General features: G+C 59.2%; 17 protein-coding genes and 1 tRNA gene. 4 read left to right on the top strand and 14 right to left on the bottom strand.

All coding sequences use genetic code 11. The features are described from left to right. Positions 1 to 23: 23 nt before the first annotated feature. The 11 genes from H035_RS18045 to H035_RS0103815 all read right to left on the bottom strand — a co-directional run bounded on the left by H035_RS18045 (position 24) and on the right by H035_RS0103815 (position 8674). Positions 24 to 350, bottom strand: coding sequence for an integration host factor subunit alpha (locus H035_RS18045; protein WP_051149735.1), 327 nt, complete (start codon positions 348 to 350; stop codon positions 24 to 26). After that, positions 350 to 2746, bottom strand: a complete 2397-nt coding sequence (pheT, locus tag H035_RS0103860; protein ID WP_022947683.1) for a phenylalanine--tRNA ligase subunit beta — start codon at positions 2744 to 2746, stop codon at positions 350 to 352. Before pheT ends, H035_RS18045 begins: the two co-directional genes overlap by 1 nt. 12 nt (positions 2747 to 2758) lie before the next feature. Next, on the bottom strand, positions 2759 to 3766 hold the full coding sequence (pheS, locus tag H035_RS0103855) for a phenylalanine--tRNA ligase subunit alpha (protein WP_022947682.1): 1008 nt from the start codon (positions 3764 to 3766) through the stop codon (positions 2759 to 2761). A gap of 19 nt (positions 3767 to 3785) precedes the next feature. Then, positions 3786 to 4133: a 50S ribosomal protein L20 gene (rplT, locus tag H035_RS0103850; RefSeq protein WP_022947681.1), complete on the bottom strand. Its 348-nt coding sequence runs from the start codon at positions 4131 to 4133 to the stop codon at positions 3786 to 3788. Between the two features lie 18 nt (positions 4134 to 4151). Continuing rightward, positions 4152 to 4349: a 50S ribosomal protein L35 gene (gene rpmI / locus H035_RS0103845; RefSeq protein ID WP_022947680.1), complete on the bottom strand. Its 198-nt coding sequence runs from the start codon at positions 4347 to 4349 to the stop codon at positions 4152 to 4154. A gap of 24 nt (positions 4350 to 4373) precedes the next feature. Further along, entirely contained in the window at positions 4374 to 4892 is a 519-nt protein-coding gene (infC, locus tag H035_RS0103840; protein ID WP_084684825.1) for a translation initiation factor IF-3, read from the bottom strand. A 20-nt stretch (positions 4893 to 4912) separates the two neighbouring features. Further along, positions 4913 to 6841, bottom strand: coding sequence for a threonine--tRNA ligase (thrS, locus tag H035_RS0103835; RefSeq protein WP_022947678.1), 1929 nt, complete (start codon positions 6839 to 6841; stop codon positions 4913 to 4915). A gap of 53 nt (positions 6842 to 6894) precedes the next feature. Then, positions 6895 to 6971, bottom strand: a tRNA-Val gene (locus tag H035_RS0103830). A 105-nt stretch (positions 6972 to 7076) separates the two neighbouring features. Continuing rightward, on the bottom strand, positions 7077 to 7544 hold the full coding sequence (locus tag H035_RS0103825) for an RES family NAD+ phosphorylase (protein ID WP_022947677.1): 468 nt from the start codon (positions 7542 to 7544) through the stop codon (positions 7077 to 7079). Next, entirely contained in the window at positions 7541 to 7990 is a 450-nt protein-coding gene (gene parS, locus H035_RS0103820) for a type II RES/Xre toxin-antitoxin system antitoxin (protein WP_026596244.1), read from the bottom strand. The genes H035_RS0103825 and parS overlap by 4 nt, the downstream gene beginning before the upstream one ends. A gap of 201 nt (positions 7991 to 8191) precedes the next feature. Continuing rightward, complete coding sequence (locus H035_RS0103815; protein ID WP_022947675.1) at positions 8192 to 8674, bottom strand: DUF5063 domain-containing protein; 483 nt, start codon at positions 8672 to 8674, stop codon at positions 8192 to 8194. A 76-nt stretch (positions 8675 to 8750) separates the two neighbouring features. Between H035_RS0103815 and thiD the strand changes: the two genes are divergently transcribed. Genes thiD through H035_RS0103795 form a run of 4 tightly spaced genes read left to right on the top strand, consistent with a single transcriptional unit; the run spans position 8751 to position 10878 of the window. Continuing rightward, complete coding sequence (gene thiD / locus H035_RS0103810) at positions 8751 to 9530, top strand: bifunctional hydroxymethylpyrimidine kinase/phosphomethylpyrimidine kinase (RefSeq protein WP_022947674.1); 780 nt, start codon at positions 8751 to 8753, stop codon at positions 9528 to 9530. 1 nt (position 9531) lies between these two features. Beyond that, positions 9532 to 10170, top strand: coding sequence for a thiamine phosphate synthase (thiE, locus tag H035_RS0103805; protein WP_022947673.1), 639 nt, complete (start codon positions 9532 to 9534; stop codon positions 10168 to 10170). Beyond that, positions 10154 to 10585 carry a thiosulfate oxidation carrier protein SoxY gene (locus H035_RS0103800; protein ID WP_022947672.1) on the top strand — a complete coding sequence of 144 codons (432 nt, stop codon included), beginning with the start codon at positions 10154 to 10156 and terminating at the stop codon, positions 10583 to 10585. Before thiE ends, H035_RS0103800 begins: the two co-directional genes overlap by 17 nt. Continuing rightward, the gene (locus H035_RS0103795) at positions 10585 to 10878 is read left to right on the top strand and encodes a thiosulfate oxidation carrier complex protein SoxZ (RefSeq protein WP_022947671.1); all 294 of its coding nucleotides are present in this window, start codon (positions 10585 to 10587) and stop codon (positions 10876 to 10878) included. The genes H035_RS0103800 and H035_RS0103795 overlap by 1 nt, the downstream gene beginning before the upstream one ends. Before the next feature lie 62 nt (positions 10879 to 10940). On the opposite strand, the gene rsfS is transcribed toward H035_RS0103795, so the two are convergent. Genes rsfS through H035_RS0103780 form a run of 3 tightly spaced genes read right to left on the bottom strand, consistent with a single transcriptional unit; the run spans position 10941 to position 13209 of the window. Next, positions 10941 to 11294 carry a ribosome silencing factor gene (gene rsfS, locus H035_RS0103790; protein WP_022947670.1) on the bottom strand — a complete coding sequence of 118 codons (354 nt, stop codon included), beginning with the start codon at positions 11292 to 11294 and terminating at the stop codon, positions 10941 to 10943. 11 nt (positions 11295 to 11305) lie between these two features. Then, entirely contained in the window at positions 11306 to 11947 is a 642-nt protein-coding gene (gene nadD, locus H035_RS0103785) for a nicotinate-nucleotide adenylyltransferase (RefSeq protein ID WP_022947669.1), read from the bottom strand. Beyond that, positions 11944 to 13209 (bottom strand): glutamate-5-semialdehyde dehydrogenase, encoded by a 1266-nt coding sequence (locus tag H035_RS0103780; protein ID WP_026596240.1) that lies wholly within the window; start codon positions 13207 to 13209, stop codon positions 11944 to 11946. The genes nadD and H035_RS0103780 overlap by 4 nt, the downstream gene beginning before the upstream one ends.

The following is a 13209-nucleotide window of genomic DNA, read 5'->3' as shown; positions in this document are numbered from 1 at the left end:
AATCTGCTTATTATACTATAAAATCACTCCGATTCTACAGGCGGATTTTCATCCGATACCTGATTGGAATAAGCCTCGATCCGACCCTTGAGCTTTTGTCCCGCCTTGAAGGTCACCACCCGGCGCGCGGTCACCGGAATTTCTTCCCCGGTTTTGGGGTTGCGTCCCGGACGTTCGCTCTTGTCGCGCAAATCGAAGCTGCCGAATCCGGATAATTTGACCGCTTTTCCTTCCTCCAAAGCATGCTTGATATCTTCGAAAAACAGATCCACCAACTCCTTGGCATCCTTTCGATTCAAGCCGATATCCTCGAATAATCTTTCCACGATGTCGGCCTTGGTCAGTGTCATCACTCCCCCCTCAACCTAGCCTGGAACTTGTCCGCCAACTGTTGCAGAATTTGCGCTACGGCCTGCTCGATATCCGCATCGGTCAGGGTTTTTTGGGGATCCTGAAGAACCAGCCCCAATGCCAGACTCTTTTCCCCCTCGGCAAGCCCTTTACCTCGATAGACATCGAATAAAAGCACCTCTACCCGAAGCCCTGAGACAACCTCGGAAACCGAATCGATCAAATCCTGGGCAACGATGCGTTCGGGCACGACCAAGGCCAGATCTCGGCGGACGGAAGGATATTTGGAGAGCGGCTGGAAGGTGGGAACGTTTTTTTCCTCCAACACCACCCCGTCCAGTTCGAACAGAAACACGCTCTGATCGAAGCCCAATGCCTCCGCCAAGGCGGGATGGAGCATCCCCAACCACCCCCGATGCTGTCCACCTTGCCGTTCTACCAGTGCAGCCGTCTGCCCCGGGTGAAGCGCCGGATGCTCGGCGGCACAAAAACGGAAGTCATTTTCCCTACCGGCCAAACTCAGCAGTGCCTCCACTTCCGCTTTGGCATCGTAAAAGTCCACCAAGCGGACAGGTTGCGACCATTGCTCGGGAGCGACCGGCCCGGTCATCAGTGCGGCAAGTCGTTTCTCCTGCCGAATGTTTCCCGATTCCAGATAGAATCGAAGCCCGGACTCGAACAGACGGACCCGTGGTTGCTGGCGGTTGAGATTGTAAAGCGCCGCGTTCAATAGCCCGGTCCACAAGGTGGTCCGCATCACCCCCATTTCCGAAGACAAGGGATTGGCCACGGCGACCGGTTCCAGATCGGGCGCCAATTTATCTTGCAGGCTTCGATCCACGAAACTATAAGTGATCGCTTCCCGAAAACCGTGATCGGCGAGTAGATCCTGAATTCTGGCCAAGGATAAGCGGCCCTCGGGCGCCGGCTGCACATGGTCGGGCAAGGCGGGGGTTCGAACGGGTAATTGCGAATAGCCGTACACCCGAGCCAATTCCTCGATCAGATCCGCCTCGATGGCGAGATCGAAGCGGAAACTCGGCGGCTGAACGCGCCATTCATCGGCGGATAATTTTTCCACTTGGCAGCCTTCCCGCCGCAAAATGTCCTCGATCTCATCGGCCTCCAGGCGCATCCCCAGCAACCGCTCTACTTGTCGGCTGCGCAGCCGAACCGACGGGCGCTCGGACAAATGGGCCGCCGAGGCCACTTCCGTCACAGGCCCCGATTCACCGCCGGCAATCTCGAGTATCAAGCGCGTCGCCCGCTCCATTGCTCGAGCTTGCAAAGCCGGATCGATCCCCCGTTCGAAGCGGTGGGATGAATCGGTATGCAAGCCGTAACGCCGTGCCCGGCCCATGATCGCCTCGGGCGCGAAAAAGGCGCACTCCAAAAAGATATCTCGGGTGGAAGTGCCGACCGCCGAATCCTGTCCTCCCATGACCCCGGCCAAGGCCAGAGGATGTTCGTCATCGGCAATCACCAGGCTGTCGGCGGTCAATTCGATTTCCTGATCGCCCAGCAGGACCAACTTTTCACCGGGACGGCCCATGCGCACCTGGATACCGCCCCGGAGACAAGCGGCATCGAAGGCGTGGAGCGGCTGTCCCAACTCCAAAAGCACGTAATTGGTGATATCCACCAGCGGGCCGAGGCTGCGGATACCGCTTCGGCGGAGCCGCTCTTGCATCCACAAGGGCGTAGACGCGCCGGCATCGACTCCCCGAATCAATCGGCCCAAATAGCGAGGGCAAGCGGCCTGAGCTTCGTCTTCGACCCGAATCGGCAGGGTATCGTCGCAGGCGGGCGCCACGGGAGCGGCCGCGACCGGCCGCCAGTCGATTCGGTTGAGCAGCGCCGCCTCGCGGGCCACGCCCTCCACGCTCAGGCAATCGGCGCGATTGGGCGTCAGATCCACATCGATGACGGTATCGTCCAACTGCAAGTACGAACGGATATCCTCTCCCACCGGCGCATCGGGCGGCAATTCCCACAGCCCCTGGGAAGACTCGGCCAGCCCCAGTTCGCTGGCCGAACAAAGCATGCCATAGGACTCCACCCCCCGCAGTTTGGATTTTTTGATCTTGAATCCGCCGGGGAGCTGGGCGCCGATGACTGCCAAGGGCGCTTTCATTCCCTCGTAGACATTGGGCGCCCCGCACACGATCTGGAGCGGTTCTTCCGCTCCCGTGGACACTTGGCATACGCGGAGCTTGTCCGCGTTCGGGTGGGAGCTCAGCGCAACCACTTGGGCCACCACCAAACCGGAGAAATCCGGCGCTGCCGGGTCCACACTGTCGACCTCCAGACCCGCCATGGTCAATTGCTCGACCAAGCGAGCCGTGGAGACCGGGGGATCGACGTATTCTCTAAGCCATGCTTCGCTAAAGCGCATTCGGGTAGGAATTTAGTGAAATTGTTCTAAAAAGCGCAAATCGTTTTCGAAAAACAGGCGCAGATCGTTGATGCCATAACGCAACATGGCCATCCGCTCGACGCCGAGCCCGAAGGCGAAACCGGTGTAGGCGTCCGGATCGATACCGGCGGATTCGAACACCCGCGGGTGAATCATGCCGCAACCCATCACTTCCAACCAGCCGCTTTGACCGCAGACCCGACAGCCCACGCCGCCGCACATGACGCAACCGATGTCCACTTCGGCCGACGGTTCGGTGAAGGGAAAATAGGAAGGACGGAAACGGACCTTCACATCCTGCTCGAAAAAGGCGCGCAAAAATTCGTCCAGCACACCGCGCAAATCGGCGAAGCTCACCCCATCGTCCACCATGAACCCTTCCACTTGATGGAACATGGGCGTATGGGTCAAATCCGAATCGCAGCGGTAAACCCGGCCCGGCGCAATCACCTTGAAGGGCGGCCGGCCGGACTTCATCACCCGGATTTGCACCGGCGAAGTATGGGTACGCAACAAACGATGCTCGTCGATGTAGAACGTATCGTGCATCGCCCGAGCCGGATGATGGGCGGGAATATTGAGCGCTTCGAAGTTGTGGTAATCGTCTTCGATTTCCGGGCCCTCGGCGATTTGGAAGCCGACGCTGGCAAAAATCCGCTCAATTCGACGCTGAGTCAAGGTGACCGGATGCACCCCGGCGACGTGCTGACCGCGACCGGGAAGCGTGACGTCCAGGGTCTCGGCCGCCAAGCGGGCATTCAGCGCTGCCCGCTGCAAGCTTTCACGCCGGGCTTCCAGGGCTTTCTGGAACGCTTCGCGGGCTTCGTTGACCGCCTTGCCGGCCGCCGGCCGTTCTTCGGGGGACAGCCGGCCGAGTTCCTTCATACGCTGGGTGAACAGTCCCTTCTTACCCAGATAATGCACCCGAACCCGATCCAGGGTGGCCAAATCTTCCGCCTCGACCAAGTCCTGTTCAGCTCGGCGAAGCAGTTCGTCCAAATCTTCAGACACCAACGATTCAGCCCTGGGCGATTCGAGCCAGTTCGGCGAATGCCTCCTTGTCGTACACCGCCATATCGGCGAGTACTTTGCGATCGATATCGATGGATGCCTTTTTGAGGCCCCCCATCAAGCGGCTGTAGGACAGATCATGTTCACGCGCGGCCGCGTTGATCCGGGTAATCCACAGGGCACGGAATTCCCGCTTGCGTTGCTTACGGTCGCGATAGGCGTATTGGCCGGCTTTGATGACCGCCTGTTTGGCGACCCGATAGACCCGGCTGCGCGCACCGTAATACCCTTTGGCTTGATTCAGTACCTTCTTGTGGCGACGACGCGCCGTGACTCCACGTTTGACTCTTGGCATAGGACCCTCTTTCCAGAATTAAGCGTACGGCAGAAGCTGCTTGGCTTCGCGCACATCGGCAGCGCTCAGATAAGCGCTTTTACGCAGTTGGCGCTTCCTTTTGGTGGCTTTCTTGGTCAAGATATGGCGCCGGTTGGCGTGGTTCCGCTTGAACTTGCCCGAACCTGCGCGCGTAAACCGTTTGGCCGCACCCCGGTTGGTTTTCAATTTTGGCATCGTTTGCTCCTTAAATCGTAACTTTCACTTTTTCTTGGGGGCCATCACCATCACCATTTGCCGCCCCTCCATCTTGGGGCGCTGCTCGACGACCGCATGGTCCTCCAGTTCCCGCTCGATCCGTTCGAGCAGTTCCATCCCCAATTCCCGGTGGGCCATTTCCCGCCCCCGGAAACGCACCGTCACCTTCGTCTTGTCCCCGTCTTCGAGGAATCGAATCAGGTTGCGCAATTTAATTTGGTAATCGCCTTCACCGGTACCAGGACGAAACTTGACCTCCTTGACTTGAATCTGTTTCTGCTTCTTCTTAGCCGCCTGGAGCTTCTTGCTTTGCTCGAAGCGAAACTTGCCGTAGTCCATGATTCGGCAGACCGGCGGATCGGCCTGGGGAGCGATCTCCACCAAGTCCATGCCGGCCTCCTCGGCGGCGCGCTTGGCTTCCCCCAAGGGCATAACGCCGACTTGTTCGCCATTCGCATCGATCAGCCTGACTTTTGACGCCCTGATCTCGTCATTACGACGAACGTCTGTTTTCGCAGCGATGTTGCTACCTCCTCAAATACTTATTCGTCCAAACCGATGGCGGCCTGCTTTGCCGCAATCTGTGCTTGCAACCATGCCGATAACGCTTCCAAAGACTTGGCCCCCAAATCCGTGCCCCGCTGAGTGCGCACCGCAACTTGACGTCCCGCCATTTCCTGATCCCCGACGATCAGCAGATAAGGCACTCGGCGCATGGAATGCTCGCGGATTTTATAGCCGATCTTCTCGTTTCTCAAGTCCGTTTCCACTCTAAGTCCCTGGGCGGCGAGATAATTCTCCACCTCCCGCGCATAATTTTCCTGATGATCGGTGATATTGAGGATGACCGCTTGAACCGGCGCTAACCAAAGAGGAAACAGCCCGCCGTAATGTTCGATCAGGATGCCGATGAAACGCTCCAACGACCCCAAAATCGCCCGGTGCAACATCACCGGCGTTTGTTTCGTGCCGTCCTCGGCGACATAGCTCGCCCCCAGTCGGCCGGGCATGGAAAAATCCACCTGAATGGTTCCCAATTGCCAGACTCTTCCCAAGCAGTCCTTCAGGGCAAACTCGATCTTCGGGCCGTAAAACGCCCCTTCGCCGGGCTGCAATTCCCAGTCCAATTCCTTGCGGTTGAGGGCCTCTTCCAAGGCATGTTCGGCCTTGTCCCAAATTCCGTCACTGCCGACCCGATTTTCGGGGCGCGTGGATAGTTTAACCAACACCTCGTCGAACCCGAAATCGCGATAAGTCTCGAACAGCAGATCGATGAAGGCCGACACTTCGCTTTGAATCTGAGCTTCGGTGCAGAAAATGTGAGCGTCGTCTTGAACGAAGCCGCGCACCCGCATCAGACCATGCAGGGTGCCGGAAGGTTCGTTACGGTGACAGGAACCGAATTCGGCCATCCGCAAAGGGAGATCGCGATAGCTTTTGAGCCCCTGATTGAAAATCTGCACATGGCAGGGGCAATTCATCGGTTTAACGGCGTAGTCGCGATTTTCCGAATGGGTGGTGAAAATCATGTCGCCGAATTTGTCCCAATGCCCGGAACGCTCCCACAAACTCCGATCCACCACGATCGGGGTTTTCACCTCCTGGTAGCCGTGTTGGCGCAATTTTTCCCGGATGGACTGTTCCACGATTTGATAGATGCGCCATCCCTTGTCGTGCCAAAACACCATCCCGGGCGCTTCTTCCTGCAGATGGAACAGGTCCAGTTGTTTGGCCAGGCGGCGATGATCGCGTTTCTCCGCTTCTTCCAAGCGGTGCAGGTAATCCTTCAGCTGCTTTTTGTCCGCCCAGGCGGTACCGTAAATGCGCTGCAGCATTTCATTGCGCGAATCCCCGCGCCAATAGGCCCCGGCCACCTTGGTCAGTTTGAACGCCTTGAGCTTGCCGGTATCGGGCACGTGCGGCCCGCGGCACAGGTCGATGAAATCTCCCTGCCGGTAGAGAGAAATCTCCTCGCCTTCGGGAATGGCTTCGATAATCTCCGCCTTGTATTTCTCCCCCTGCTCGCGGAAGAAGTCGATCGCCTCCTCCCGGGGCATTTCCCGCCGCTCGACGGGCATCGCCTGCTTCGCCAGCGCTTGCATCTTCCGCTCGATCTTTTCCAGATCTTCGGGGGTGAAGGGGCGTTGAAAGGCGAAATCGTAATAAAAGCCGTCTTCCACCACCGGCCCGATGGTCACCTGGGCCTCCGGGTACAGCTCCTTGACCGCCTGGGCCAATAAGTGAGCGCTGGAATGACGCACCACTTCCAGACCTTCTTCCTCCCGGGGGGTGATGATTTCAACGCCGGCGTCGCGTTCGATCGCAAAGCTCAAATCCACCAGCCGACCGTCGACCTTTCCGGCCACCGCCGCCTTGGCCAACCCCGGACCGATGGCCTCGGCGACTTCTTTCACCGTCACCGGATGGTCGAAAGCCAATTGTTTCCCGTCTGGAAGCGTAATCGTGGGCATGGTTTTTTAGCCAAAAAACAAAAAGCACCGCCAAGCGATGCTTTGGAGTTTAATGGTAGGCGCGATTGGATTCGAACCAACGACCCCCACCATGTCAAGGTGGTGCTCTAACCAACTGAGCTACGCGCCTGCAATCAAGATGGTTGATTATCCTATAATTCGCTTCCCCTGTAAAGAGAAATCAATTCACCCGGTGGGAAGGGACTGAGGGACCTGTCTTCCGGGAAGCCGTCAATTACAGCAGGCGACGATCCGGTTCGAACGGTTGCTCCCTGGCTCGCCCCACGACCTCGGCAAAGCCGGGATGAGCCGGGTTGAGGAGCAAATTCCATTCGCGGGGAACGATCACACTGGGGACCGCCAGCGCCAAACTGGCGTGCTCTTTCAACCAACTGTCGCCGATTTCGGCCGTTTCCGGCGGTGCCGGATCATCTCGCCAGCAATCGGGCAGGTTTTCAGACGCGAGATAAAGAATTTCCCGATCCGGCAGCGCCAACTCGAACAGCACATAATGCCGAAGCAAGCGGTGGTCATCCAAATGCACCAGCATCTCCAATATCGCCAAGGATTCGGAAACCGCCAAATAAATGCAAGGATTTCCCCGGCTGTTCCAGCGCCCGCCGAACCGTTTCGCACCCTCGCCGTCGAAAGCCTGGGCGGCCCATTTTCGCTTCACCAAGCGATAGGCGGTTAGATCGCTCAAGTGAACACGCCGTGTTCCAAGCGGCCGATGAGATCCAACACGGCTTCGGTTTCGGCCGAAGTCGCCAGCATCTCCATGGGGCGGCGCCCTCCCAACCCCCGGATCGGCTTGTTCAGCCAGGCGTTTGCCGCATCCCTGTCCCCTTCGAACAGGTCGGTGGCCGCTTTCAGCACCTCGGCGAGTCGGTATAGCCGGTCACTCTCGTCTTGATTGAAGCGCCCGGCTTTCGCCCGCCGCTGCAATGTCGCCGGGGCGATCGCGGCAAACTTCGCCAACGCCTTTCTATCCAGCCCGGCAAGTTCCGCGAGCCTCCCGAACACGGCATAGGGCAAGCCTCGGCGCAGCGCTTCATGCAGCCGATTGCCGCGCGGCGGGATTCCCAAGGACCGCCAGAAATCGGCACCGCTTGGCGCGGCGGGGTAGTACAGCCTTAAAGCATGAGGCATAAGACAACTACAACAACCAAATGACTCTGGATGAATGTATCAGGTGATTGAGTCAGAATCAACGCCTCCCCCAGGCCGGAGCCACCGCAGCATCCTGGTTGCAGGCTCAAAGAATAATCGAAAATTCTCCCGATGATTTCGGGCGATCGCCTCCGGCCGCCCACATTGCAACGTTCGTTCTCGCCCCTTCTCGAAGCGCACTCAAAAGACCCGTTGCCGATGCAATCTTTCCAATCGCCGCCGAGCCTCGCGCAAATGTTCTTCCCAATGCAGCACATAACCGGTATACCAAAGGATCAAAGAAGGCAAGGGATCGTGATCGTCGGCATCGTATAAATCCAATCCGCGACGCAATTCGAAATATAGATCGGTAAAATCGTCCGCCAAGCTGCCGGACAAATCGACCGAACCGTCATCGCCATCTCCGGGCAACGCATATTCGTCCCAATCCCCCAGGAACGCTTTCAGCCGACAAAACATGCGGAAGCGATAGTCGAGATCGGGCAAAACAAAAAAACCGTAACCGGCCTCCAGTTCCAGTTGCTCCATGCCTGCTTCGATCTGCGGCAACAAATGATTCATTTCCCTGAGCCAAGTCGTCGGCGAATACACCTCCAAATGGTCCACCAGCAGACAAAATGCCCGAATTACTGCAACCAGACTGGTATAATTATTCAATTTCACGTTTCGGCATCCACCCCGAAGATCGATCTATCTGGAAGTTTAGACCATCTATTTCCGCTTCCCGACGGCTGATATCTTGATCACTTCATCGCTTATTCCCGTACTCTCCATCTCCGGACACGACCCTACCGGAGGCGCAGGCATCCAGGCGGACATCGAATCCATCCTCAGCCAGGGATGCCACCCCCTGTCCGTGGTTACTTGCCTCACCGCCCAAGACACCCGCGATATTACCCTGCTATCGCCTCAATCGGCGGCCAACCTGACTCAACAAATCGATGTGCTTTTCAGCGATATCCCTATCCGAGCGGTCAAAATCGGCTTACTGGGATCGGCCGAGATCGCGCAAGCGATCGTCTCCGTGCTGCGCACCCATCAACCCGATATCGTCGTCATCGATCCGGTTCTGAGCACCGGCGGCGGCAGCTCCCTGGCCGATGACAACTTGATTCAAATCATTCGGGAGCAATTACTTCCCCTCGCCACCGTGTTGACCCCCAACCGCGGGGAAGCTCAGCGCTTGAGCGGGCAACGCGAAACCTCCGCCTGCGCGGAAGCGCTATTGGCAACCGGCTGCCGGGCGGTCCTCGTCACCGGCGGCGACGAGGTTACGCCGCTGGTTTACAATACCCTCTATCATGGCGGCGGCCGCAAAACCTTCACCTGGGAAAGACTTCCCCAGAGCGCCCACGGGAGCGGCTGCACCCTTGCTTCCGCCTTGACCGCACTGCTCGCCCAGGACATGCCGCTGGAAGAAGCCGTCCGCAAGGCGCAACAATACACCTGGAACTCGATCAAATACGGCTTCCGGCTCGGTCATGGGCAAATACTTCCCTACCGCTTGTTCTGGAGTTGACATGTCATCGCCGCTTCCCGCCCGCGGGCTGTACGCCATCACCGCAGATCCTCACGATTGCGACCGCCTACTGCCTCAGGTCGAGGCGGCCCTGAAAGGCGGCGCTCGAATCCTCCAGCTGCGCGACAAACACCGCCGCCTGGCCCCCGCCGAAGCCCGCCTCTTGCTGAGATCATGCCGCGCCCATCGGGTTCCCCTCATCATCAACGACGACATCGAGCTGGCCCGCCAAATGGGTGCCGACGGCGTCCATCTGGGCCGCGAAGATACCGACCTCCAGCGGGCACGAACCCGATTGGGACCGGACGCCGTTATCGGCGCCTCCTGCTACGCCGACTTGGACCGGGCCGTCGCCGCCCGGAAAGCCGGGGCGACATACGTGGCGTTCGGCGCCTTCTTTTCCTCCCCGACCAAGCCCCACGCCACGCCGGCACCTCTGGACTTGCTCACCACGGCCAAATCCCGCCTCAACTGTCCCATCGTCGCCATCGGCGGGATTACGCCGGAAAACGGCTCGGCGCTTTTACAGGCGGGGGCCGATTATCTGGCGGTGATTCACGGAGTTTTCAGCCAATCCGATCCCGAAAAAGCCGCTCGACGCTATGCAGATTTATTCGAAACCCATGCCGAGCTTCCCTAGATCGCGCCGCGATTTCATCCGCATGCTGTTGTGCCTGGGCGGGGGATTACTGTTGCCGTCCGGGCGGGCGGCGGAAAAATCCGCCTCGGATCGCGCCCTCGAACGTCTTACTCGAGGCAAGACAGCGGAATTCCACCGAGGCGTGGAACTCGTCGTCCCCACCACCCCCGAAACCCGGCTGGCGGTTCCGGTTATCGTACACAGCCGGCTGGCGGGAACGGATCTGATCGCCCTATTGGTAAGCGGTAACCCGGAATCCTTGGCGGCGCGCTTCGATCTCGCCCCTCCCATGCACCCCTATATCCGAACCCAGCTAAAGATTGTCGAGGATAGCGAGGTGATCGCCGTCGTCCGGGCGGCCGGACGCTATTTCCAGCAGCGCAGCAAAGTCAGCGTGAGCGAAGGCTGCGACTGATGCGAATCCAACACCGCAGCCTGCGGCTTCCGGACGGAACCGTGGAAATCCGCCTTTTGCTCTCGCCCAGCGAGACTCGCGCCAACCGGGCAGATCGCCCGACGGGGTGCTTGAAGCGCCTGGCGCTTTATTTCAACGGCAAACGGATCATGGCAGGGAGCCTGGGCAAGGGCGTCACGACGGACCCCTTGCTCACTTTTCGACTGAACGCTAGCCGCCCCGGCCAATTACTCGAAATCCATTGGCGGGATGATCGCGACAACCAAGGGCGACTCACCATCCAGCTTCCCTAAAAGCACATTTCAACATAGTGCTTTGACATTGGCGTGGGGAGCGCTCTAAGACGGATCAGAACTCAAGCGGGCGCCAGATCCTCTCCGGCAGCATCCACTTGCCATAATTTTTCCAGCTGGTAAAACGCCCGGGTCTCGGGCAACATCACGTGGACGATGACGTCGCCGGCGTCCACCAAAACCCAGTCGCGGGCATGCTGCCCTTCCACTCCTAGCGGTTTCATGTGATGCTCGGACAGTTTTTCCACCACATTCTCGGCCAAGGCGCGAACGTGGCGCTCGGAAGTTCCCGAGGCGACCACCATGTAATCGGTGACGCTGGTCTTGCCGCGCACGTCGATCGTGGCGACATCCTTCGCCTTGAGGTCGTCCAAGGCATCCAGTATCCAATCCAGCAATTGCTCGGTTTCGATCATAGTATCTGTATTTAAGACAAGGGATTCCGATAATACCCCTTACGGCGAATCAAGGCCAATACACCGGGGGGCAAAAGATAGCGGGGATCGCGTCCGGCCGCCAAACATTGACGAATAAAGGTCGCGGAAATATCCAACTGGGTAACCGGTTGAAAATAAATCTTCCCGGCCGGAGTGGCTGGCAAACCGGGCTTTTCCTCTGATACTCGTACCGTCACTTGATCCTTCAAGGGAGCAGGCCAGCGGGAAGAATAGCCCGGGCGGGTCATTACCACCACATGGGCCAAATCGAAAATCGTCTCCCAGCGGTGCCAAGCGGGCAAATCCCGGAAAGCATCCAAGCCCAGGATCAGACACAACGGCCGGTCCTCCACTTCCGCCCGCAGCGAAGCGAGCGTATCGACCATGTAGGAAGGACCGGTGCGTTCCAGCTCGCGAGGATCGAGCACGAATTCCGGGGGAGCATCCGTCAACGCCACCTCCAGCATGTGCCGCCGCGCCTCCGAAGGGACCGACGGCCGCTGCCGGTGAGGCGGCAGGCGGCAGGGAATGAAGCGCACCTGGTCCAAAGTCAACGCCTCCTTGACTTCCAAAGCGGTGCGCAGGTGGCCGTAATGAACCGGATCGAAGGTTCCGCCGTAGACGCCGATCACGTGCGAATCTGCCCGTCTCCCAGCACGATGAATTTCTGCGTGGTCAAGCCCTCCAACCCCACGGGTCCGCGGGCGTGAAGTTTGTCGGTGCTGATCCCGATTTCGGCGCCGAGACCGTATTCGAAGCCGTCGGCGAAGCGGGTCGAGGCGTTGACCATCACCGAACTGGAATCCACTTCGCGCAGGAAGCGGCGGGCCCGGCTGTAATCCTCGGTAACGATGGCGTCGGTATGGCCGGAGCCGTATCGTTGGATATGATCCATCGCCTCGTCCAAGTCGGCCACCACCCGAACCGCCAGAATCGGCGCCAGGTATTCGGCCCCCCAATCGGTCTCGTCGGCCGGTCGGCAATCGGGCAAGATGGAACGAGTCTCGGCGCAGCCCCGCAATTCCACCCCCGCTTCCCGGTACTTTTCCGCCAACGGCGGCAACACTTGGGCGGCGATGCCCTCGGCCACCAGCAAGGTTTCCATGGCGTTGCACACGCCGAAACGCTGGGTCTTGGCGTTGCAGGCAATGGCGACCGCTTTATCCGAGTCGGCGCGGTCGTCGATGTAAACGTGGCAAACCCCGTCCAGGTGCTTGATCACCGGAATTCTGGACTCGGCCACGATCCGCTCGATCAATCCCTTGCCGCCTCGCGGGATGATCACGTCCACATGGCGATCCATTTGCAACAGCGCACCCACCGCGGCGCGGTCGGTGGTTTCGATCACCTGCACCGTCGTCTCGGGCAACCCCGTCTCCGCCAAACCCTCCCGGATACACGCGGCCAGCGCCTGGTTGGAATGAACCGCCTCGGACCCGCCGCGCAAAATACAGGCATTACCCGCCTTCAGACATAAGCCGGCCGCATCGACGGTGACGTTGGGACGCGATTCGTAAATGATCCCGATCACCCCCAACGGCACCCGCATTCTGCCCACCTGAATCCCCGAGGGACGGTAGCTCAGATCGGCCACTTGTCCCACAGGATCGGGCAAGGCGGCGATCTGGCGTAATCCTTGGGCCATGGCGTCGATGCGGGAATCGGTCAGTTCCAAACGATCCAAAAGCGCCGGACTCAGCCCCCGCTCCCGACCGGCGGCCAGATCCCGGGCGTTTTCCTGTTGGAGCCGGTGCCGCCCGGATTCGATGGCAGCGGCCACCGACGTCAACGCCCGGTTCTTGGCGCCGGTATCGGCTCGCCCGATTTGGCGGGCGGCGGCTCGAGCTTGTTGTCCCAAGGTCTGGATGGATTGAAGAAGCTCCTGCGTGCTCAT

The organism is Methylohalobius crimeensis 10Ki, assembly GCF_000421465.1.
GTDB classification, from domain to species: domain Bacteria; phylum Pseudomonadota; class Gammaproteobacteria; order Methylococcales; family Methylothermaceae; genus Methylohalobius; species Methylohalobius crimeensis.
This window is presented reverse-complemented; position numbering and strand designations above follow the sequence as displayed.